The 21,307-nt window shown below is 69.7% G+C and carries 17 protein-coding genes, 2 tRNA genes and 4 pseudogenes; 18 read left to right on the top strand and 5 right to left on the bottom strand.

What is annotated here, in order from left to right:
- From BM536_RS28050 to BM536_RS28020, 7 genes and pseudogenes are all read left to right on the top strand, one after another.
- Positions 1-93: pseudogene (locus tag BM536_RS28050) on the top strand (6-phosphogluconate dehydrogenase); the annotation flags it as partial.
- 81 nt (positions 94-174) lie between these two features.
- Positions 175-1,295: pseudogene (gene recF / locus BM536_RS28045) on the top strand (DNA replication/repair protein RecF).
- Positions 1,292-1,858 (top strand): DciA family protein, encoded by a 567-nt coding sequence (locus BM536_RS41905; RefSeq protein ID WP_425444688.1) that lies wholly within the window; start codon positions 1,292-1,294, stop codon positions 1,856-1,858. The pseudogene recF and the gene BM536_RS41905 overlap by 4 nt, the downstream one beginning before the upstream one ends.
- Positions 1,859-2,348: 490 nt before the next feature.
- On the top strand, positions 2,349-4,409 hold the full coding sequence (gyrB, locus tag BM536_RS28035; protein ID WP_211362963.1) for a DNA topoisomerase (ATP-hydrolyzing) subunit B: 2,061 nt from the start codon (positions 2,349-2,351) through the stop codon (positions 4,407-4,409).
- A gap of 42 nt (positions 4,410-4,451) precedes the next feature.
- A pseudogene (gyrA, locus tag BM536_RS28030) lies at positions 4,452-7,045 on the top strand (DNA gyrase subunit A).
- A gap of 18 nt (positions 7,046-7,063) precedes the next feature.
- A pseudogene (locus BM536_RS28025) lies at positions 7,064-7,923 on the top strand (DUF3566 domain-containing protein).
- A gap of 123 nt (positions 7,924-8,046) precedes the next feature.
- Positions 8,047-8,123, top strand: a tRNA-Ile gene (locus BM536_RS28020).
- 465 nt (positions 8,124-8,588) lie between these two features.
- Here BM536_RS28020 and BM536_RS28015 read toward each other — a convergent pair.
- On the bottom strand, positions 8,589-8,960 hold the full coding sequence (locus tag BM536_RS28015; RefSeq protein WP_073495132.1) for a DUF6344 domain-containing protein: 372 nt from the start codon (positions 8,958-8,960) through the stop codon (positions 8,589-8,591).
- A gap of 339 nt (positions 8,961-9,299) precedes the next feature.
- Between BM536_RS28015 and BM536_RS28010 the strand changes: the two genes are divergently transcribed.
- Positions 9,300-9,428 carry a DLW-39 family protein gene (locus BM536_RS28010; protein ID WP_003999697.1) on the top strand — a complete coding sequence of 43 codons (129 nt, stop codon included), beginning with the start codon at positions 9,300-9,302 and terminating at the stop codon, positions 9,426-9,428.
- A gap of 220 nt (positions 9,429-9,648) precedes the next feature.
- Positions 9,649-11,025 (top strand): hypothetical protein, encoded by a 1,377-nt coding sequence (locus tag BM536_RS28005; RefSeq protein ID WP_094103668.1) that lies wholly within the window; start codon positions 9,649-9,651, stop codon positions 11,023-11,025.
- Here BM536_RS28005 and BM536_RS28000 read toward each other — a convergent pair.
- Together BM536_RS28000 and BM536_RS27995 are read right to left on the bottom strand one after the other, a co-directional pair.
- Positions 10,989-12,659 (bottom strand): serine/threonine-protein kinase, encoded by a 1,671-nt coding sequence (locus BM536_RS28000; protein ID WP_094103667.1) that lies wholly within the window; start codon positions 12,657-12,659, stop codon positions 10,989-10,991. The genes BM536_RS28005 and BM536_RS28000 overlap by 37 nt on opposite strands.
- Positions 12,660-12,857: 198 nt before the next feature.
- Positions 12,858-13,406, bottom strand: a complete 549-nt coding sequence (locus BM536_RS27995; protein WP_073495136.1) for a helix-turn-helix domain-containing protein — start codon at positions 13,404-13,406, stop codon at positions 12,858-12,860.
- Between the two features lie 183 nt (positions 13,407-13,589).
- Here BM536_RS27995 and BM536_RS27990 point away from each other — a divergent pair.
- Positions 13,590-13,662 (top strand) — tRNA-Ala (locus tag BM536_RS27990).
- A gap of 159 nt (positions 13,663-13,821) precedes the next feature.
- On the opposite strand, the gene BM536_RS27985 is transcribed toward BM536_RS27990, so the two are convergent.
- Positions 13,822-14,523: a DUF5324 family protein gene (locus BM536_RS27985; protein WP_073495138.1), complete on the bottom strand. Its 702-nt coding sequence runs from the start codon at positions 14,521-14,523 to the stop codon at positions 13,822-13,824.
- Between the two features lie 350 nt (positions 14,524-14,873).
- Here BM536_RS27985 and BM536_RS27980 point away from each other — a divergent pair, with 350 nt between their 5' ends.
- Positions 14,874-15,401, top strand: coding sequence for a peptidylprolyl isomerase (locus BM536_RS27980; protein WP_073495140.1), 528 nt, complete (start codon positions 14,874-14,876; stop codon positions 15,399-15,401).
- A 194-nt stretch (positions 15,402-15,595) separates the two neighbouring features.
- Positions 15,596-16,489, top strand: coding sequence for a rhomboid family intramembrane serine protease (locus tag BM536_RS27975; RefSeq protein ID WP_073495141.1), 894 nt, complete (start codon positions 15,596-15,598; stop codon positions 16,487-16,489).
- A 257-nt stretch (positions 16,490-16,746) separates the two neighbouring features.
- Here the strand turns inward: BM536_RS27975 and crgA are convergent, their stop codons facing one another.
- The gene (gene crgA, locus BM536_RS27970) at positions 16,747-17,001 is read right to left on the bottom strand and encodes a cell division protein CrgA (RefSeq protein ID WP_073495143.1); all 255 of its coding nucleotides are present in this window, start codon (positions 16,999-17,001) and stop codon (positions 16,747-16,749) included.
- A 142-nt stretch (positions 17,002-17,143) separates the two neighbouring features.
- Between crgA and BM536_RS27965 the strand changes: the two genes are divergently transcribed.
- From BM536_RS27965 to BM536_RS27940, 6 genes are read left to right on the top strand one after another with little or no spacing between them, the layout of a single operon-like run.
- Positions 17,144-17,932: a DUF881 domain-containing protein gene (locus BM536_RS27965; RefSeq protein ID WP_073495145.1), complete on the top strand. Its 789-nt coding sequence runs from the start codon at positions 17,144-17,146 to the stop codon at positions 17,930-17,932.
- Positions 17,933-17,961: 29 nt separating this feature from the next.
- Entirely contained in the window at positions 17,962-18,639 is a 678-nt protein-coding gene (locus tag BM536_RS27960; protein WP_073495147.1) for a class E sortase, read from the top strand.
- Positions 18,640-18,643: 4 nt separating this feature from the next.
- Positions 18,644-18,853 carry a hypothetical protein gene (locus BM536_RS27955; protein ID WP_073495149.1) on the top strand — a complete coding sequence of 70 codons (210 nt, stop codon included), beginning with the start codon at positions 18,644-18,646 and terminating at the stop codon, positions 18,851-18,853.
- A complete protein-coding gene (locus tag BM536_RS27950) occupies positions 18,850-19,488 on the top strand; it encodes an aminodeoxychorismate/anthranilate synthase component II (RefSeq protein WP_073495151.1) in 639 nt (212 codons plus the stop codon). Before BM536_RS27955 ends, BM536_RS27950 begins: the two co-directional genes overlap by 4 nt.
- The gene (locus BM536_RS27945; protein ID WP_073495153.1) at positions 19,485-20,513 is read left to right on the top strand and encodes a class E sortase; all 1,029 of its coding nucleotides are present in this window, start codon (positions 19,485-19,487) and stop codon (positions 20,511-20,513) included. Before BM536_RS27950 ends, BM536_RS27945 begins: the two co-directional genes overlap by 4 nt.
- Before the next feature lie 29 nt (positions 20,514-20,542).
- Complete coding sequence (locus BM536_RS27940; RefSeq protein ID WP_073495166.1) at positions 20,543-21,298, top strand: class E sortase; 756 nt, start codon at positions 20,543-20,545, stop codon at positions 21,296-21,298.
- The last annotated feature ends 9 nt before the right edge of the window (positions 21,299-21,307 follow it).

Below are 21,307 nucleotides of genomic sequence, written 5' to 3'. Positions count from 1 at the left end.
CGGTTCGCCTCCCGCCAGGAGGACTCGCCCCAGATGAAGATGATCGCGGCGCTGCGCAACCAGTTCGGCGGCCACGCGGTCGAGAAGAAGTAGTCCACCGGACCGTTTCGGCGGCCCATCACGGGATCGTTTTTTCGGCGGTCCACCACGCCGGGGGAGGTCGGCGAAACGACCATGCACGTCACGCATCTGTCGCTGGCCGACTTCCGCTCGTACGCCCGGGTCGAAGTCCCGCTCGACCCGGGCGTCACCGCGTTCGTCGGTCCCAACGGGCAGGGCAAGACGAACCTCGTCGAGGCCGTCGGCTATCTCGCCACCCTCGGCAGTCACCGGGTCGCCTCCGACGCCCCCCTGGTCCGCATGGGCGCCGCCCGTGCCGTCATCCGGGCGCAGGTCCGGCAGGGCGAGCGGCAGCAGCTGATCGAGCTGGAGCTGAACCCCGGCAAGGCCAACCGCGCCCGCATCAACCGGTCCTCCCAGGTCAAGCCGCGTGACGTGCTGGGGATCGTACGGACCGTGCTGTTCGCGCCCGAGGACCTCGCTCTGGTGAAGGGCGATCCCGGGGAGCGGCGCCGGTTCCTCGACGAGCTGATCACCGCGCGCTCCCCGCGGATGGCGGGCGTGCGCTCCGACTACGAGCGCGTCCTCAGGCAGCGCAACACCCTGCTGAAGTCCGCCGCGCTGGCCCGCCGGCACGGTGGCCGGACCATGGACCTGTCCACGCTCGACGTGTGGGACCAGCACCTCGCGCGCGTGGGCGCCGAGCTGCTCGCCCAGCGTCTCGACCTGATCGCCGCGATCCAGCCGCTCGCCGACAAGGCGTACGAACAGCTCGCCCCCGGCGGCGGCCCGGTCGCGCTGGAGTACAAGGCGTCGGCGCCGGGCGAGGCGCACACGCGCGAGCACCTCTACGAGCAGCTGATGGGCGCGCTCGCCGATGTCCGCAAGCAGGAGATCGAGCGGGGCGTCACCCTCGCGGGTCCGCACCGCGACGACGTGCTGCTCAAACTCGGTCAACTGCCCGCCAAGGGATACGCCTCCCACGGCGAGTCCTGGTCCTACGCGCTCGCCCTGCGGCTGGCCTCCTACGACCTGCTGCGGGCCGAGGGCAATGAGCCGGTCCTGGTCCTCGACGACGTCTTCGCCGAGCTGGACACCCGGCGGCGAGAGCGGCTGGCTGAGCTGGTCGCGCCCGGTGAGCAGGTGCTGGTCACGGCCGCCGTCGACGACGACGTACCGCACGTGCTCGCGGCGCCCGGTATGCCGTGGCGGAGGGGGCGGTGGAGCGCGCATGACGGCGCAGGAACCGAAGAACGTGCCCGATCCGAAGATGACGCCGGAGTCGAAGAAGACGCCCGAGCCCTCCGGTGTCGACCTCGCGCGCGTGGCGCTGAGGGCGGCGCGCGAGCAGGCACGCGCGCGAGGGGACGCGGCGCAGCAGAAGAAGCAGGCGCGGCGGGGGGGCGGCCTGCGCTCCGGCGCGCGGGCGGACGGCCGCGACCCCATGGCGCTCGGCTCGGCCATCAACCGGCTCCTCACCGAGCGCGGCTGGGAGGCGCCGGCCGCGGTGGGCGGGGTGATGGGGCGCTGGCCGCAGATCGTCGGCGAGGACATCGCCAAGCACTGCGAACCGGAGCGGTACGACGAGGACGAGCGGGTGCTCTTCGTGCGCTGCGACTCCACGGCCTGGGCGACGAACCTGCGGCTGCTCGCCCCGACGCTGGTCGCCCGCCTCAACGAGGACCTCGGCCACGGCAGGGTGCAGCACATCAAGGTGCAGGGCCCGGCGGGCCCGGTCCGTCGCTACGGCCCTCTGCGGGCCCCGGGCAGCAAGGGCCCCGGCGACACCTACGGGTGACATGTGTCACGTAATCCGGCCGGGACGGTGCCGTCGTACCGTCCCGGCCGTCCTGCTGTGATGGCCGTGCGGGCCCCCCGTGGGCCAGTGCCGCCCGCGCGCGTCCGGAGCCCGCTCGGAGCGTGTTCGGAGCCCGTTCGGAAGGGTCCTCGCGGGTCCGGAAGGGGTGGCGAATACGGAGTTGACTCGCCGGTAGCCAAGGGTTGACACCCGGAAGCGCTGAGTGCCTCCGTGAGCCTCTTGGAGGCCCGCTCCACATATGGGGACCCGGTGGAGACCGGTTGAGGGCGGCACATGCGGACTCAGGTACCGGCAAACCCCCATCACTGTCGGCGCTACCGGTAGACTGGAAGGTAATCCCGCCCCAAACGTGGGGACCGCCCGGGAAACGCTGAGCAACGCTGATCAAGGCTTACCAACGCAACATGCCGCAGCCGCTCCGGCAACCCGCCGACGAGCCCGGCTCGTGCTGTGCCAGAAAGGGCGCTTCGTGGCCGATTCCGGCAACCCCAACGAGAACATCCCGTCCACCGACGCCGGCGTCGTCCGCGAGGCCGCGACCTCCAGCAGTGAGGTCACGGCCTCCTACGACGCCAGTGCCATCACCGTCCTCGAGGGCCTGGACGCGGTCCGCAAGCGACCCGGTATGTACATCGGTTCTACCGGCGAGCGCGGCCTGCACCACCTCGTGTACGAGGTCGTCGACAACTCCGTCGACGAGGCGCTGGCCGGCCACGCGGACACGATCGACGTGACGATCCTGGCCGACGGCGGCGTCCGAGTGATCGACAACGGCCGTGGCATCCCGGTCGGCATCGTTCCCTCGGAGGGCAAGCCGGCCCTGGAGGTCGTCCTGACCGTGCTGCACGCGGGCGGCAAGTTCGGCGGCGGCGGCTACGCGGTCTCCGGCGGTCTGCACGGCGTGGGCGTCTCCGTCGTGAACGCCCTGTCGAGCAAGGTCTCCGTCGAGGTCAGGACCGAGGGCCACCGGTGGACCCAGGAGTACAAGATGGGCGTCCCCACGGCGCCGCTCTCCAAGCACGAGGCGATCGAGGAGACCGGCACGTCGGTCACCTTCTGGGCCGACGGCGACATCTTCGAGACCCTTGAGTACTCCTTCGAGACGCTGTCGCGGCGCTTCCAGGAGATGGCGTTCCTCAACAAGGGTCTGACGATCAAACTCACCGACGAGCGCGAGTCGGCGAAGGCCACCGCCGGTGCGGACGAGGCGGGCGCGGACGACAGGGACGAGGTCAAGACCGTCACGTACCGCTACGACGGCGGCATCGTCGACTTCGTGAAGTACCTCAACTCCCGCAAGGGCGAAGCGGTGCACCCGACGGTGATCGACCTCGAGGCGGAGGACAAGGACAAGAGCCTGTCCCTCGAGGTCGCGATGCAGTGGAACAGCGGTTACAGCGAGGGCGTCTACTCGTTCGCCAACATCATCCACACGCATGAGGGCGGTACGCACGAAGAGGGTTTCCGCGCGGCGCTGACCAACCTGGTCAACAAGTACGCGCGTGACAAGCGGCTGCTGCGCGAGAAGGACGACAACCTCACGGGTGACGACATCCGCGAGGGTCTGACCGCGATCATCTCGGTGAAGCTGAGCGAACCCCAGTTCGAAGGTCAGACCAAGACCAAGCTGGGCAACACCGAGGCCAAGACCTTCGTCCAGAAGGCGGTCTACGAGCACCTCAACGACTGGCTGGACCGCAACCCGGTCGAGGCGGCGGACATCGTCCGCAAGGGCATCCAGGCGGCCACCGCGCGCGTGGCGGCCCGCAAGGCCCGCGACCTCACGCGCCGCAAGGGTCTGCTGGAGTCGGCGTCCCTGCCGGGGAAGCTCTCCGACTGCCAGTCGAACGACCCCACCAAGTGCGAGATCTTCATCGTCGAGGGTGACTCCGCCGGCGGCTCGGCCAAGTCCGGCCGAAACCCGCAGTACCAGGCGATCCTCCCGATCCGCGGCAAGATCCTCAACGTCGAGAAGGCCAGGATCGACAAGATCCTGCAGAACCAGGAGATCCAGGCCCTGATCTCCGCCTTCGGTACGGGCGTGCACGAGGACTTCGACATCGAGAAGCTCCGCTATCACAAGATCATCCTGATGGCGGACGCCGACGTCGACGGCCAGCACATCAGCACCCTGCTGCTGACCTTCCTGTTCCGCTTCATGCGGCCGCTGGTCGAGGCCGGGCACGTGTACCTCTCCCGTCCCCCGCTCTACAAGATCAAGTGGGGCCGGGACGACATCGAGTACGCGTACTCCGACCGCGAGCGCGACGCGCTGCTCGAGATGGGCCGCCAGCGCGGCAAGCGGGTCCGCGAGGACTCGATCCAGCGCTTCAAGGGCCTCGGCGAGATGAACGCCGAGGAACTGCGCATCACCACGATGGACCAGGAGCACCGCGTCCTCGGCCAGGTCACCCTGGACGACGCCGCACAGGCCGACGACCTGTTCTCGGTCCTCATGGGCGAGGACGTCGAGGCGCGCCGTGCCTTCATCCAGCGCAACGCCAAGGACGTCCGCTTCCTCGACATCTGAGTCGGTCTCAGCTGACCGGACCAGGAAGGATCAACACCAGCAATGACCGACGAGAACACTCCCGTCAGCCCTGAAGAGGGCGGCGAAATCGCCATGCGCATCGAGCCCGTCGGGCTCGAGACGGAGATGCAGCGCTCGTACCTCGACTACGCGATGTCCGTCATCGTCTCGCGTGCGCTGCCGGACGTCCGTGACGGCCTCAAGCCCGTCCACCGCCGCGTCCTGTACGCCATGTACGACGGCGGCTACCGGCCGGAGCGCGGCTTCTACAAGTGCGCCCGCGTCGTCGGCGACGTCATGGGCAACTACCACCCGCACGGCGACTCCTCGATCTACGACGCGCTGGTCCGCCTCGCGCAGTCGTGGTCGATGCGGATGCCGCTCGTGGACTCCAACGGCAACTTCGGCTCGCCGGGCAACGACCCGGCGGCGGCCATGCGGTACACCGAGTGCAAGATGGCGCCGCTGTCGATGGAGATGGTCCGCGACATCGACGAGGAGACCGTCGACTTCACGGACAACTACGACGGCCGCTCCCAGGAGCCGACCGTCCTGCCGGCCCGCTTCCCGAACCTGCTGATCAACGGTTCGGCCGGTATCGCGGTCGGTATGGCGACCAACATCCCCGCGCACAACCTGCGCGAGGTCGCGTCCGGTGCCCAGTGGTACCTGGAGAACCCGGAGGCCTCGCACGAGGAGCTCCTGGACGCGCTGATCGAGCGCATCAAGGGCCCCGACTTCCCGACCGGCGCCCTCGTCGTCGGCCGCAAGGGCATCGAGGAGGCGTACCGCACAGGCCGTGGCTCCATCACCATGCGCGCGGTCGTCGAGGTCGAGGAGATCCAGAACCGCCAGTGCCTGGTGGTCACGGAGCTGCCCTACCAGGTCAACCCGGACAACCTCGCGCAGAAGATCGCCGACCTCGTGAAGGACGGCAAGATCGGCGGCATCGCGGACGTCCGTGACGAGACCTCGTCGCGCACCGGCCAGCGTCTGGTGATCGTCCTCAAGCGGGACGCGGTCGCCAAGGTCGTCCTGAACAACCTGTACAAGCACACCGACCTCCAGACGAACTTCGGCGCCAACATGCTGGCGCTGGTCGACGGCGTGCCGCGCACGCTGTCCCTGGACGCGTTCATCCGCCACTGGGTGACGCACCAGATCGAGGTCATCGTCCGCCGTACGAAGTTCCGGCTGCGCAAGGCCGAGGAGCGGGCGCACATCCTGCGCGGCCTGCTGAAGGCCCTGGACGCCATCGACGACGTCATCGCGCTGATCCGGCGCAGCGACACCGTCGACATCGCGCGCACGGGCCTGATGGAGCTGCTGGAGATCGACGAGATCCAGGCGAACGCCATCCTCGAGATGCAGCTGCGCCGGCTGGCCGCCCTGGAGCGTCAGAAGATCGTCCAGGAGCACGACGAGCTCCAGGCGAAGATCACCGAGTACAACGCGATCCTCGCCTCGCCGGTCCGCCAGCGCGGCATCGTCAGCGCCGAGCTGGCCGCGATCGTCGAGAAGTACGGCGACGACCGCAAGACCCAGCTGATCCCCTACGACGGTGACATGTCCATCGAGGACCTCATCGCCGAGGAGGACATCGTCGTCACCGTCACGCGCGGTGGCTACATCAAGCGGACCAAGGCCGACGACTACCGGGCGCAGAAGCGTGGCGGCAAGGGCGTACGGGGCGCGAAGCTCAAGGAAGACGACATCGTCGACCACTTCTTCGTCTCCACCACGCACCACTGGCTGCTGTTCTTCACCAACAAGGGCCGTGTCTACCGGGCGAAGGCGTACGAGCTGCCCGACGCCGGGCGCGACGCGCGCGGACAGCACGTGGCGAACCTGCTGGCCTTCCAGCCGGACGAGGCGATCGCCGAGATCCTCGCGATCCGCGACTACGACGCGGTGCCGTACCTGGTCCTGGCCACCAAGGGCGGTCTGGTCAAGAAGACGCCTCTGAAGGATTACGATTCGCCGCGTTCCGGTGGTGTCATCGCGATCAATCTGCGGGAGCGCGAGGACGGATCCGACGACGAACTGATCGGAGCCGAACTCGTTTCGGCCGACGATGATCTGCTGCTGATCAGCAAGAAGGCCCAATCGATCAGGTTCACCGCGTCGGACGACACTCTGCGCCCGATGGGCCGTGCCACCTCGGGCGTCAAGGGCATGAGTTTCCGTGCGAGCGACGAGCTGCTCTCGATGAATGTTGTTCGACCCGGTACGTTCGTGTTCACTGCCACAGACGGTGGGTACGCGAAGCGGACCAACGTCGACGAGTACCGCGTCCAGGGTCGCGGCGGCCTCGGCATCAAGGCTGCCAAGATCGTGGAGGACCGCGGCTCCCTCGTCGGCGCGCTGATCGTCGAGGAGACGGACGAGATCCTCGCCATCTCACTGTCCGGCGGTGTGATTCGCACGCGAGTCAACGAGGTCAGGGAGACGGGCCGTGACACCATGGGCGTCCAACTGATCAACCTGGGCAAGCGCGATGCCGTCGTCGGCATCGCACGTAACGCCGAGGCGGGGCGTGAGGCGGAGGAGATCGACGCGACGTCGCCGTGGACGAGACCGCCGAGGACGCCGCGACCAGCGGCACGGACGAGGGTGAGGCGCCCTCGACCGAGTAGCACGAGGAGTGAGTCATCGTGAGCGGAGCCACGGGCGCCGGTTCGGTCGGAACATCGGCCGGCACCTCTGCCGACCCTTCGACCGGTACCTCTACCGGTACGGAAACGGACGGCGGCCGTGGCTCGCCGCGGTGAACAAGGACGCGCGTACGACCGACGCACGGCCCACCGACGGGCGGGGAACCGACGCCCGAACGGCCGACGCGCGCGCGACGGATCCGCACACGACCAACCTCCAGGCGATCAAGTCACCCGCGAAAGACTCGCACTCGCCCGACACGCATGGATCCCAGGGGGGAACTGTGACGGACACCCGAGGCCCGCAGACCCAGCAGTACGCGGCTGGAGCGGGCAAGGCCGGTTCCGAGGCCCAGCAGGCCTCCCCGCTGCCCGGCGAGCGCCAGGGACAGCAGCCCACCGGGCCGTACCACCCGCCGCAGGCCTACTCGACCCCCGCCCCGGCCGGCGCGGTCCGCCGACCGCGCACCGGCGCCCGGACCACGCCCCGGGTGCGCAAGGCGCGGCTGCGGGTGGCGAAGGCCGACCCGTGGTCGGTGATGAAGGTCAGCTTCCTGCTCTCCATCGCGCTGGGCATCTGCACGATCATCGCGTCGGCCGTCCTGTGGATGGTCATGGACGCGATGGGCGTCTTCTCGACGGTCGGCGGCACGATCTCGGAGGCGACCGGCTCCAACGAGTCGAACGGCTTCGACCTCCAGTCCTTCCTCTCGCTGCCCAACGTCCTGCTGTTCACGTCGATCATCGCGGTCATCGACGTCGTCCTCGCGACGGCCCTGGCGACGCTCGGCGCGTTCATCTACAACCTCTCCGCGGGCTTCGTGGGCGGCGTCGAACTGACCCTCGCCGAAGACGAGTGACTTGGCCGCCGACGTCGTTCCAAACCTCCGCCGAACCTCCGGCGACAACCGATTTTGGGACTGCCCGCGTCGTGCGCTAATCTTCAGGAGTCAGCGCGCGGGACATACACCGCAGAGCGCGGCGGGGCTATAGCTCAGTTGGTTAGAGCGCATCCCTGATAAGGATGAGGCCACAGGTTCAAATCCTGTTAGCCCCACCAGTACGAAGGCCCCCAACCGGTCAGGTTGGGGGCCTTCGGCGTGTGCGCGAGGAGTTGGGGCGGAGCGGAAGGCGCCCGCCGGGGTCGTGCGGGGCGGCTGCCGGGGCTCGGGATAGGGGTGTCTGAGCGGCCGGGTGCCGGAGCGCCGGGTGTCGGAGCGCCGGGTGGCGGAGCGGCCGGGTGTCGGAGCGGTCGGGTGCCGAGGGTCCGCGTGCTGCGGGAGCGTTGGGGGATGGCTGAGTGCTCCCGACCGACCGACCGACCGACCGACCAACCGACCGACCAGCCGGCCGACCAGCCGGCCCGGTGGGTGGTGCGTGCGAGGGGCGGGTGGGGCGGTTCTGGGGTGGGCACGGCGAAGGCCCGGCTGCTCCTGAGGAGCTTCCGGGCCTGCATCGTGCGGCTGTACGCAAGTTCGCCGTTACGTCGTGATCGTGGCGGGGTGCGGCACGGTGTGCCGGGGTGTCAGCGCTGGAGGGGTACGGCGGGCTCGGCGGCGGAGCCGGACTCCAGGTCGTCGCAGGGGGCCGTGAAGTGGTCGTCCGGTTCCGTCTCGGGGAGAGGGCGGTGACGGCAGCTGGGGGACTTGCCGTGGGCCTCGGCGTGGATGCGCTGCTTCATCGTGGGGGGCAGGGACCGGGCGAGGATCCAGGCCCAGGGTGAGGCGGCCGCCACGTTCGCGGGTACGGGGCTTCCGCTCTCGCTGCTGTTGCGCGTCGGCTCGCTCTGCGCTACCGCCGCCGTGGCGGTGGTGGTGACGAGTCCGAGCGCCGTGCACAGCGCGAGGAAGGCGGTGACGATGGCGGTCCACAGCTTCATGACCCGGTTGTCGGTCATGGCCCCTCACTTTCGGGTTGGGCGATTTGCGTACTTTCCTCATGATGTGTATGTGGAACGCGAAGTGGTGGACCGACGCTCGTGGCGTGGCGTTGTTCCGATGAACACCACCCGTATGGGCGCAAGTGGGCTGATAGGCCAATGAAAGGGGGCGAAGTAACCCTCCGTGCCGGTGTGATCACTCTCCGATCCGAGGGTCTGATCCTCCGTCGCCGCCCCGTCTACTGGGCTGTCGAGGGCGGGAGTTGAGGGGCCGACGCAGGTCACCGATCGGTATCGGTCGGTGTGTATAGTCGGGCGCCAGAAGTCCCCTACGTCAAGGAAAGACGAGGTCGCGCGGTGAAGAAGCTTCTCCTGGTCGCACTGGCCGCCATCGGCGGGCTCCTCGTGTACCGCCAGATCCAGGCGGATCGCGCCGAGCAGGATCTGTGGACGGAGGCGACCGACTCCGTGCCCACGGGTTCTTGAGTACCGACACCGAAAACTGACCAGACCCCGGCCGCTCAGCGCGGTCGGGGTTTTGTGTTGCGGGGGACCCCGACCCCGGTTAGGGGCGGACGGCACGGGTCGGAGGCAGTCGTTTCGGTCGTTCGTGCGGATGCGCGGGTGCCGCGCGGGTCGGCAGGGCAGGATGGCCCACGGCCGGGTCCGGACAGGGCCGGTGCCGGCGAGGGCGAGGGGGCGTGTGATGGGCCGGCGTACGGGGTGGGTGACCGCGTTGCGCGAGGCCGCGGCGCGGACGGTCGTCGGGCGGGTCGCCGCGGTGGCGGCGGCGCTCTGCGTGGCCTCGGCCGGGCTGCCGGGGACCGTGGCCGAGGCCGCCGGTGCGGCGGACGTGCCGTCCTACGCCTTCGACCGGAACGCCCGCGGCATCACCGCCGCCAACGGCACCACCGACGCCGTACGCCTGGAGCCGGGCACCACGTACCGCAGCTCCCTCGCGGGCCGCGAGAAGGTCTACTACCGGCTGGAACTCGACGACGCCTCGAACGCGTACGTCTCCGTCACGGCCGTCCCGCGCGCGGGCACCGCGCTCGCCAGCGGTGACGGCGTCAGGGTGTCCGTGCAGAACGCCGACAGCGGCAGCTGCTCCTACGACACCGTGACCGTGGGTGCCTCCGGGGAGGCGCATCCGATCACCGCCTGGGGGGCGCGCGAGATCCTGGCCGGCAAAGGGCTGTGCCAGGAGGCCGGCACCTACTTCCTGGTGGTCGAGCGCACCGAGACCGGTACCGAGGACGGGCAGCCCTGGGAGCTGGAACTGGCGCCCGTGTCCGAGCCGCCGTCGGCCCGGGCCGGTGCGACGAGCGTGCCCGAGGCATGGAACTCCGCCACGCCCGCGCCCCTCGTCGAGGAACCCGTGGACCGTCCGGGCGGCGGGGGCTTCTCCGACGCGACCGCCGTGCGGCAGGGCGTCTGGCGGGACGAGATCGTCCCCGGCCAGACCCTCTTCTACAAGGTGCCCGTCGACTGGGGACAGCAGTTGTACGCCGCCGTCGACCTGGACAGCGCGGGCACGAATGCGGGCTTCGTGGTGCCGGCCCTGGACCTGACGGCGTACAACCCGGTGCGCGCCGAGATCGCCGGCACGAGCATCGGCTACGGCGGCACCCAGAAGTCGGCCTCCCTGCCGCTTCTTCCGCCGGTCCGCCACGTCAACCGGTACGCCCCGACGGATCCCACGCAGAGCCTGCGGTTCGCGGGCTTCCACTACCTCGCGGTGTACCTCTCGGCGCACGTCGCCGAGCGTTTCGGCGACGGTCCCTACGGCGTGAAGCTGCGCGTCAGGATCGGCGGGACCGCGCAGGCCGGACCGGCGTACGAGGGCAGGCCGGTGCCGAGCGGCGTGTTCGACACCGGCACGCGGGGCGGGCCGAGCGCCTCGGTGGGAGGCACGGCGGGCGGCGGTGACGGCGCTGCGGACGACGGCGCCATGACGGCGGTCGCCGTGGGCGGCCTCGGTACCGGCAGCGCGCTGCTGCTGGTGCTCGGCGTGTGGACGGTGACGGCGCGGCGCCGCGCCTCCGCTCAGATCCGGGCCAGCGCCCAGAACCCGACGGCGTAGCAGACCAGGGCCAGCAGCAGGAGCGGCAGCGCGACCTTGGCGGGCGGTCCGGGGCGCCGGGCCGCCCGGGCCCGGCGGTGACCCCTGCGGCGGACGCGTTCCGGCGCAGCCGGAGGCGGCGGAAGAGGGGCCGCGGGAGGAACCTGCGGGTCCTGAGCGGTGTACGAAGCGGTGGAGGTATCGACGCGCTGTTCGGCCGCGGGCCGGGGAGGCAGCACGAAGGTGGCGTCGCCCGGTGCGCCGTGGGCGGGAGCCTGCCGCAGGGGCGCACCCGGAGGGGGCGACGGAGGGAAGCTGCCGGTGTCCGACATGGCGCGGCCGGGACCGGCGGACGAGGCCTCCAGGGGCTGACGTGGACCGCCCGTCGAGGTGTGTGCGAGGTTCCGCGGATCGGAGGACGGCGGTGGAGGGGCCTGCGCCCGGGAAGCGCCCGTACCCGACCCGCCGGGCAGGTCCGAACCGGACGCTACGGCGTCGTCCGCGCCCGCCCCGTGCGGTGCGGCGCCTGCGCCCGGTCCCGGTTCGGCCGACGGCACGGGAGTCCATGCCGGCGGCGGAACCGGAGCCGACGCGGAGGGCGGCACCGGGGGCGGTCCGGGCGGAGGGGCCGGGATTCCGGACGTCACGGAGCCCGTGCCCGGCCACGCCGGGAGGGGGTCCCCGCCCGGCCGGGCGGGAGTGGACCCGGTGATGTCCTGCTGTGGGGACGTCCGGCCGGAGGGTGGGGGCGCCCCGGCCGGCCCCGGCGCCGGTTGCGAGGGACCTTGCGGGCCGAACCCCTGCGGCAGCGGCCCGAGTTGGTCGAAGATCTCGATCTGCTCGTCGTCCGGACCGGGCTCGGGAAGCAGTTCGACGGCCGCCGCCAGTGCCTTGCGCGCACCCGTGGCGGTGCGGAAGCGGGCTTGGGGGTCCGGTTGCAGCAGCGTGGCCACGACCTGCCACAGCGGCTCGGGAACCCCTTTGGGGGCACCTGGGGTTCCATGCTCCGCGAAGTACTGGAGGAGCGCCTTGGCGTCCGGCTTGGCGCCCTCCAGGAGGTACAGGGCGACCAGGCCGACGGCGAAGAGGTCGGCGGGGAAGTCGGGTTCGGCGCCCATCATCTGTTCGGGGGCGAGGTAACCGGGCGTTCCCACCACGAGGTTGGTCTCGGTCAGGCGTGGTTCGCCCAGCCGCATCGCGATGCCGAAGTCGGACAGCCGCAGCCGCGGCCTGGCCGTGCCGGTGGCCTCCAGCAGGATGTTGGCGGGCTTGATGTCACGGTGGACGACGCCTTCCGCGTGGACCGCGGAGAGTCCGGACAGCAGTTGGTCGATGAGGGTGCAGACGAAGAGGGGAGGAAGGGGGCCGTAGTCGCCCACGAGGTGGACCAGGGAGCCGCCGGCGACCAGGTCCATGGTGAAGAGGACCTTGTCGTCGTCGGCGGCCCAGCTGGCGGGGGCGAGGACATGGGGATGGTCGATGCGCAGCGCCTGTTCGCGCACGAAACGGAGCAGCGCGTGGGCGTCGCTCTGCTGGAGCACCTTGGCGGCCACGTAGCGGCGACGGCGATGGTCCCAGGCACGCCAGACGGCGCCGACCCCTCCTCGACCGATCGGGTCGGCGAGTTCGTAGCGTGCGGCGAAGACCTCACCCATGGCGGTGCGTCGCTCCTCCCCCTCGGGATTCCCCCTGCTGTCCCCTCGCTACCCGGTGATGAGTGATACGACCCCCGTGGCCCGTCACGATCCGGCTCGCGTCATCCTCCGGCGAAGTGCGCCACCCCTGCGCCCCTCGCGGTCCCGCACCGTGCTGTCCGCCCGGTCGCCGAACCCCCTTCGGCCACCGGGCAGGGCTCAGTTCTGGTGGGACTGGTAGTGCGCCACGGCGTCCGAGGTGCGGCCGGCGCCGTAGACCTTGAGGAACTCCGCCAGTTCCGGGTGGGTCGGGGCGAGGGTGTCGGCCGCGTCGATGATGTCGCCGGCGGCGGCCACCGAGCGCAGCAGCGACTGGATCTCGCGGACGACCCGCTTGACCGTGGGCGCACCCGAACCGCTCGTCGTCTGCGTGGTGTTGCTGAGCACCGATCCCCCTTGCGACCGCTTGATCTCGTCCATGCGTTCGGTCGCCTCGGCGGCGCTGACGCTCCCGTCCGCGACCTGGGCCGCCAGGTCCTGCAGCAGCTGCACCCGCTGCACGACCGCCGGGTTCCCGATCTTCGCCCGCTGCCCGCTCATCAGCTGGGACAGCATCGGTGCCGACAGCCCCAGTACCCCCGCGAGACGAGCCTGGTTGAGACCAAGATCGTCGATGAGCTTACGGAAGAGCGCCCCCAGCGGCTCCCCGTACCAGTTCCGCTGCAGTTCCCGCGCTCTCGCGGTGGCTTCCTGCTGTGCGGCGTCCATGTGCGTCTCCCCATCGCTTCCCCAAGAAACCGCGGTTCGCTGTAGCGAACCACGCGGAGCATCTTACGGAGAGTGGTCATCCGCGGGGACCCCCAATCTTTTTGCGAGATACGGGGGGTGACCCGCTACTCTGGTCCTCGGCACCCGCCGGGATCGTTCCCTCCGGCTGGTCGCTTCCCGTGAGGGGCCTTAGCTCAGTTGGTAGAGCGCTGTCTTTGCATGGCAGATGTCAGGGGTTCGACTCCCCTAGGCTCCACATCGAAAGAGCCCCTCCGTCCGGTGGTCACCGGACGGAGGGGCTCTTCTTCGCTGCGGCCCCATTGCTATCCCTGGGACGTCGGGCTGTAGGGCTGTCGAGCTGTCGAGCTGTTTCACGTGAAACGTGGGCCCGGAGACGCGGAGCAGGCGGAGAAGCTCAGCCGCGGTCCTCGCGGTTCAAGGTCTCCTCGTCCTCCTTCACCTGCACCTCGGGATCGAGGGCCGAGACGTCCTCGCTGCCGTCCACGGACGTCAGACCGCCCGCGGCGGGTACCTCGGTGGCAGCGGGGGGCTCGACCAGCCAGTCCGGGTTGGCCTGCTTGTCCCACCACTTCCACGCGGCGTAGGCGCCTCCGGCCACGACACCGGCCAGCGCCAGTGCCTTGGCGAGCTTGCCGGCCCTGGCTCGGCGGCGGTGCTTGCGCACCAGCTTCTGGATGTCCTTCGGGGTCACCTGACCGCGCAGGGCGGCCATCGCGGCGACACTGCGGGCGGCGGCCTCGTCCTTCACGGGCCCGGCCGCGGCCACCGCCTGTTCGAGCTTCGGCCGGGAGTATTCGGCGGCCTGCCGTGCGGCCAGACGGGTACGGGAGGCAGCTTCATGAGCGGCCTGGTCGACCTTCGGTGGGACATGCGCCCTCGCCTGCTCCAGCCTGGGTGCCACCCGGGCGTCGTACTGCACGCGGGCCTGTTCGGCGGCTTGGGACACCTTGGGCGCGAGCCGTACGCGGGCCTCGTGCGCGTAGAGCGCGGCCCTCTCCTTGGCCGTGTCGGCGTAGGGCGCCACCACTTCCGCGGCGTGCAGCACGCTGTCCTTCGCCGAACCGGTCGCGGCGCGCACGCTGTCGATGCGGGTCACGGGTTCCTCCTCCTCGGTGGCGTACGGTATTTCGACTTTCCACCCTTTTACGGATCATGCCTGCGGATGGCCTCCGGGGCATGCGCGGACGGGCATACGGGTGCGGACGTCCCGATCGTCTTCCCGTGTTGTCCTGATCCGATGCGGGAACGGACGGACGAATACAGGGCAACGGGAACGTGTCGTCGACAATGTCACGGATCGGCCCGCCTTGCCCCTGTCCTGGCCGGGTCCGGCGCTTTTCCGTACGCGAAGTGGGCGGTTCCTGTGCACGCGGTGGTGGGCGGGCGACGGGCCACGGCGGGCGTGCGAGGATCGTTGAGTCACAGGAAGACGACGGAAGGCAGATCGTGGCCGAGCAGCTTTACGCCACCCTCAAGACCAACCAGGGCGACATCGAGGTCCGGCTCTTCCCGGACCACGCTCCCAAGACGGTCAAGAACTTCGTCGACCTCGCCACCGGGGGGCGGGAGTGGACCCACCCCGCCACCGGCGAGAAGTCCTCGGCCAAGCTCTACGACGGCACGGTCTTCCACCGGGTGATCAGCGGGTTCATGATCCAGGGCGGCGACCCGCTGGGCAACGGCACCGGCGGGCCCGGCTACCAGTTCGAGGACGAGTTCCACCCGGACCTGCGCTTCGACCGGCCGTATCTGCTGGCGATGGCGAACGCCGGCCCGGGCACCAACGGCTCGCAGTTCTTCATCACCGTCTCCCCGACGGCCTGGCTGACCCGCAAGCACAGCATCTTCGGCGAGGTCACCGACCCGGCGAGCCAGAAGGTCATCGACGCGATCGCGGGCGTGGAGACCAACCCGCGCACCGAGCGTCCGCTGAAGGACGTCGTCATCGAGTCGGTCGTCGTCGAGAAGCGATAGCTCCTGCCCTGAGTGCCGGGTTCAAGCACCGGACCAGGCACCGGTGGCACCGGGCCGCACACCGGGGGACGCACCGGGCCGCAGACAGGGCGGCGCCCGGTTCGGCGCCCGGTTCGCCGCGGGAACCAATCGCCCCGCTCGTCCGTAAGGACGGTCGGGGCACAGCCTTGTTCACGAAGAGATCGGGGGAGCCCATGGATCAGGCGCCAGGCAGCCGGCCGGACGACGCCCAGAGCGGGGTGCCGGTCTGCTACCGGCACGCGGGCCGTGAGACCGGCGTGCGCTGCACGCGCTGCGAGCGTCCGATCTGCCCCGAGTGCATGGTGAGCGCCTCCGTCGGCTTCCAGTGCCCGGAGTGTGTGCGGGGCGGCTCCGGCACGGGGCACGCGCCGGAGGCGAACCGGCCCCGCACCCTCGCGGGCGGCACCGTCGAGGCCGACCCGCATCTGGTCACCAAGGTCCTCATGGGTCTCTGTGTCGCGGTGTTCGTGGTGCAGATGGCGGTCGGGGACCGGTTCACCGACCGGTTCAGCCTGCTGGGACTGGCGTACGTGCCTGAGCTGGGCTCGGTGCAGGGCGTCGCCGAGGGGCAGTGGTATCGGCTGCTGACCTCGATGTTCATGCATCTGGACTACTTCCACATCTTCTCCAACATGCTCAGCCTCTGGTTCATCGGCCGGTATGTGGAGGAGGCGCTCGGCCGCCCCCGCTATCTCGCCCTCTACCTGCTGTCCGGGCTGTCGGGCGGAGCGCTGGCCTACCTGCTCAACGAACCCAACGCGCCCTCGCTCGGTGCCTCGGGTGCCATCCTCGGGGTGTTCGGCGCCCTCGCCGTCCTGATGCGGCGGCAGCGCTACGACATGCGGCCGGTCGCCGCGATGCTGGTGATCACGCTGATCATCACCTTCGGGTGGAGCAACATCTCCTGGGAGGCCCATATCGGCGGCCTCGTCGGCGGTGCCGTCATCGGTCTCGCCATGGTTCACGCACCCCGCGACCGCCGCTCCCTGGTGCAGTACGGCACCTGTGCGCTGGTGCTGGCCGCGGTCGTGGTCGTCACCCTCCTGAGGACCGCCCAGCTCACCTGAGCACGTGGGGAGACACAGCGTTGTCCACAGCGAGTGCCCGATCTTGTGCATACCGTGCGGGAACAACTGTGCCCCCTGTCACCGACCCGCGTTTCCGCAGGTCAGGCAGGGGGCGAACAGGTTTTCGAGTGCTGACGGTTCTTCACACCGGCGTCAACGTCCGAGAGGTTATCCACAGATGGTCGTTCTTTTTCCCCACTGTGGAAAACCGCTGTGGATAACTCAGTGGATACCCCTGGGGAGAGATGGTCCGAGAGCTACTTCCACTGGGTCGAGACGCCGAAGCCGGCGGCGATGAAGCCGAAACCGACCACGATGTTCCAGTTGCCCAGGGCGTCGATGGGCAGCGAGCCGTCGGTCACGTAGAACACGACGATCCAGGCGAGTCCGATGAGGAACAGGGCCAGCATGACCGGCGCGACCCAGGCACGACTGTTGAGCTTGATGGCGGTAGCCTGCTTCGCGGGCGGCGGCGTGTAATCGGCCTTCTTGCGGATACGTGACTTCGGCACGAGGGTCTCTCCTGTCGATGCGCTGCGTGGCCGCGCAGGGTACTGGGTCGGGCTCGGGGCAGCGTACAAGGGGACACTGACCTGCTCCCCCGGGCGTCCGTTAGCGTAGTGCTTCTACGGCGCCGAAGGAGATAAGGGTACGTTGAGCAATTCTGCCGACTTCCCCGGGACGGGTTCAACGGGGTCCACCCCCGGCCGCCGTTCGCGCTTCCGGCCGGTCCGTGTGCTCACCGCCGGCGTCTTCGCCCTCGCGGGCCTCATCTTCTTCACCAGCTTCGACACCGCCAAGGGCACCGACATCCGCACGGACGCCTCCCTGCTCAAGCTGTCCGACCTCATCCAGGAGCGCAGTCACAAGAACGGCCAGGTGAACGAGTCCAACGCGGCCCTGCGCGACCAGGTCGAGTCACTGGCCGAGGCCGACGACGGCAGCACCCGGGCCGAGGACGAGAAGCTGACCCGGCTCGAGGACGCGGCGGGCACCCGGAAGGTCAAGGGCCGGGCGGTCACCGTCACGCTCAACGACGCCCCGCCGAACGCCACCGCCAAGCTCCCCGGCTATCCGGAACCCCAGCCCGACTACCTGGTCATCCACCAGCAGGACCTCCAGGCCGTGGTGAACGCCCTCTGGCAGGGCGGCGCCGAGGGCATCAAGGTCATGGACCAGCGGCTGATCTCCACCAGCGCCGTGCGCTGTGTGGGCAACACGCTGATCCTCCAGGGCCGGGTCTACTCCCCGCCGTACAAGATCCAGGCGGTCGGGGACCCGGAGAAGCTCCAGCGGGCGCTCGCGGAGTCCGAGGCGATCCAGAACTACATGGTGTACGTGAACGTCTACGGGCTCGGCTGGAAAGTCACCGAGGACGGCACGGTGACTCTCCCCGGCTACTCGGGCACAGTGGATCTGCACTACGCGAAGCCAGTGGAGTAGCCGGACCAGCCGCCTCTGGGGAGCCGCCGGTGCGTGTGATCGTCAGAACCGTCAGCGAACTGTTCATCACCGTCGGCACCCTGATCGTCCTCTTCGTCGCCTACGTGCTCTTCTGGACCGGCGTGCGGGCCGACCGCGTCATGGACGACCAGATCGACAGTCTCCAGCAGCAGTGGGCGCAGGAGCCCGCGGTCACGCCCCGCCCCTCCGCGAGCCCGGAGCCGCCGACGCCGTACTCGAAGGGGAAGCCCTTCGCGATCATGTACATCCCGCGGCTTGGTTTCACGTGGAACAAGCCGGTGCTCGAAGGGACCGGCACCGGCACCCTGAAGAAGGGACTCGGCCACTACCCGGGCACCGCGCGGCTCGGGCAGACCGGGAACTTCTCCGTCGCAGGTCACCGCCGCACCTACGGCGACCCCTTCAAGGACTTCCCGAGGCTGCGGCGCGGGGACGCGGTGGTGCTGACGGACGGCACGACCTGGTTCACGTACCGGATCGATCAAGCGCCGTACAGAACCGTGCCCACGGATGTCGAGGTGATCGACCCTGTGCCACGTAAGTCGGGGTATACGCGTCCCGGACGCTATCTGACGCTGACGACGTGCGAACCCGAGTGGGGGCACAGTCACCGGCTGATCGTCTGGGCGCACCTGGACTCCACACAGCCTGTGGAGGCAGGCAGACCGAAGGCTCTCCGCCGTTAGTCTGGTGACGTACGGCGTGAGTCTGGTGCCGTGGTGCGACGGAAGGGACGGCATGTACGGCTGGATCTGGCGGCATCTGCCAGGAAACGCCTTGTTCAAGGGGCTGATCTCGATCGTGCTGGTACTGGCCACGGTGTATGTCCTCTTCCAGTACGTCTTTCCGTGGGCCGAACCGCTGCTTCCCTTCAACGATGTGACGGTGGACAACCAGTGAGCGCGCGCATTCTCGTCGTCGACAACTACGACAGCTTCGTCTTCAACCTGGTCCAGTACCTGTACCAGCTGGGCGCCGAGTGCGAGGTCCTGCGCAACGACGAGGTGTCGACGGCGCACGCCCAGGACGGCTTCGACGGCGTCCTGCTGTCCCCGGGCCCCGGAACCCCCGAGGAGGCCGGCGTCTGCGTCGACATGGTCCGCCACTGCGCGAACACCGGTGTGCCCGTCTTCGGCGTCTGCCTGGGCATGCAGTCGATGCAGGTGGCGTACGGCGGTGTGGTGGACCGGGCGCCGGAGCTGCTGCACGGCAAGACCTCGCTGGTGGAGCACGGCGGCAAGGGCGTCTTCGCGGGTCTGCCCTCGCCCTTCACGGCCACCCGCTACCACTCGCTCGCGGCCGAGCCGGCGACGGTGTCGGCCGAGCTGGAGGTCACGGCCCGCACCCGGGACGGCATCGTCATGGGCCTGCGCCACCGTGAACTACCCGTCGAGGGAGTGCAGTTCCACCCGGAGTCGGTGCTCACCGAGCACGGGCACCTGATGCTGGCCAACTGGCTGGCGGAGTGCGGCGACCGGGGTGCCGTGGCGAGGTCGGCGGGGCTCGCCCCGGTGGTGGGCAGGGCCACGGCGTGACCGCAGTCCGCCCCGAGCGCGAGGACCTGTACGGCGGCGAGCCGTTCGAGCCTCGCATCGACGAGGAGACGGTGGCACTGCGAGTGCCGCCGCCGCCCGGGTTCGCGTTCGGCGGCGACTCCATACCGGCTTCTGGAGCCGCAACGGCCGCTCCTCTCACGGGAACCCCGGCAGGGGGCCGCGCGGCCCGCAGAAGGGCCGCCAAGGGCCGTCACGGGCGCCATGGGGGCACTGGGGTCCACGGGAGCACTGCTGGGGATCGCGGGGCTCCTGGCGGCTCGGAGGATCCCGCGGGAGCGGCGGGAAGGCCGCTCTCACGGGTGGAGGCCCGCCGGCAGGCGCGGGCCCGGAAGCCGAGCGCGGCGGTCGTCGCCAGCCGGGCGGTCGGCGAGGTGTTCATCACCGCCGGTGTGCTGATGCTCCTGTTCGTCACCTACCAGCTGTGGTGGACGAACGTCCGGGCGCACGCGCAGGCGGACCGGGAGGCGAGCAGCCTCCAGGACGACTGGGCGAACGGCAAGCGCAACCCCGGCACCTTCTCACCGGGACAGGGCTTCGCCATCCTGCACATCCCGAAGCTGGACGTGGTGGTGCCGATCGCCGAGGGCATCAGCAGCAAGAACGTGCTCGACAAGGGCATGGTCGGGCATTACGGCGAGGACGCGCTGAAGACCGCCATGCCCGATGCGAAGACCGGCAACTTCGGGCTCGCGGGCCACCGCAACACGCACGGTGAGCCGTTCCGGTACATCAACAGGCTCGAGCCCGGCGATCCGATCGTCGTCGAGACGCAGGACAAGTACTTCGTCTACAAGATGGCGTCGATCCTGCCGGTGACCTCGCCGAGCAACGTGAGCGTCCTCGACCCCGTGCCGCCGGACTCCGGATTCACCGGGCCGGGCCGGTACATCACGCTGACGACGTGCACGCCGGAGTTCACCAGCAAGTACCGGATGATCGTCTGGGGCAAGATGGCCGAGGAACGGCCGCGCAGCAAGGGCAAGCCGGATGCGCTCGTCGAGTAGGCGTGCAGTCGAGTAGGGGCAGAGTGAACGTGGCAGCGACCACCGGCGACACCGAGCACGAAGAGCACAGCGGCGAGCGGACCGCCGCCTCCCCGCCACCGCGGCGGCGCGGCGGCCGGATCGCCCAGGCGGTCAGCTTCTTCGGGGAACTCCTCATCACGGCCGGGCTGCTGCTCGGCCTCTTCGTCGTCTACTCCCTGTGGTGGACCAACGTGGTCGCCGACCGCAAGGCGGACCGGCAGGGCGACAAGGTCCGCGACATCTGGGCGCAGGAGAACACCGGCCCGGGCGCGCTCGACACCAGGGACGGCATCGGCTTCCTGCACGTGCCCGCCATGAGGAACGGCGAGGTCCTGGTCGAGAAGGGCACCTCGTCGAAGATCCTCAACGACGGCGTCGCCGGCTACTACACCGACCCCGTCAAGGCCACGCTCCCGACCAGCGGCAAGGACGGCAACTTCTCCCTCGCCGCCCACCGCGACGGCCACGGCGCCAAGTTCCACAACATCGACAAGCTCGACGAGGGCGACCCGATCGTCTTCGAGACCAAGGACAACTGGTACGTCTACAAGGTGTACGCCGTCCTCGCCGAGACCTCGAAGTACAACGTCGAGGTGCTCGGCGCGGTCCCGAAGGAGTCCGGCAAGAAGAAGGCCGGCAAGTACATCACCCTGACGACCTGCACGCCCGTCTACACGAGCCGGTACCGGTACGTGGTGTGGGGCGAACTGGACCGCGTGGAGAAGGTGGACGCGGACCGGACGCCGCCGGAGGAGCTGCGCTGACGCGGGGTG

Source organism: Streptomyces phaeoluteigriseus (assembly GCF_001896135.2).
Classification (GTDB): Bacteria; Actinomycetota; Actinomycetes; order Streptomycetales; family Streptomycetaceae; genus Streptomyces; species Streptomyces phaeoluteigriseus.
Note: the sequence above shows the minus strand (reverse complement) of the source record. Positions and strands in the feature narration are given on the sequence as shown.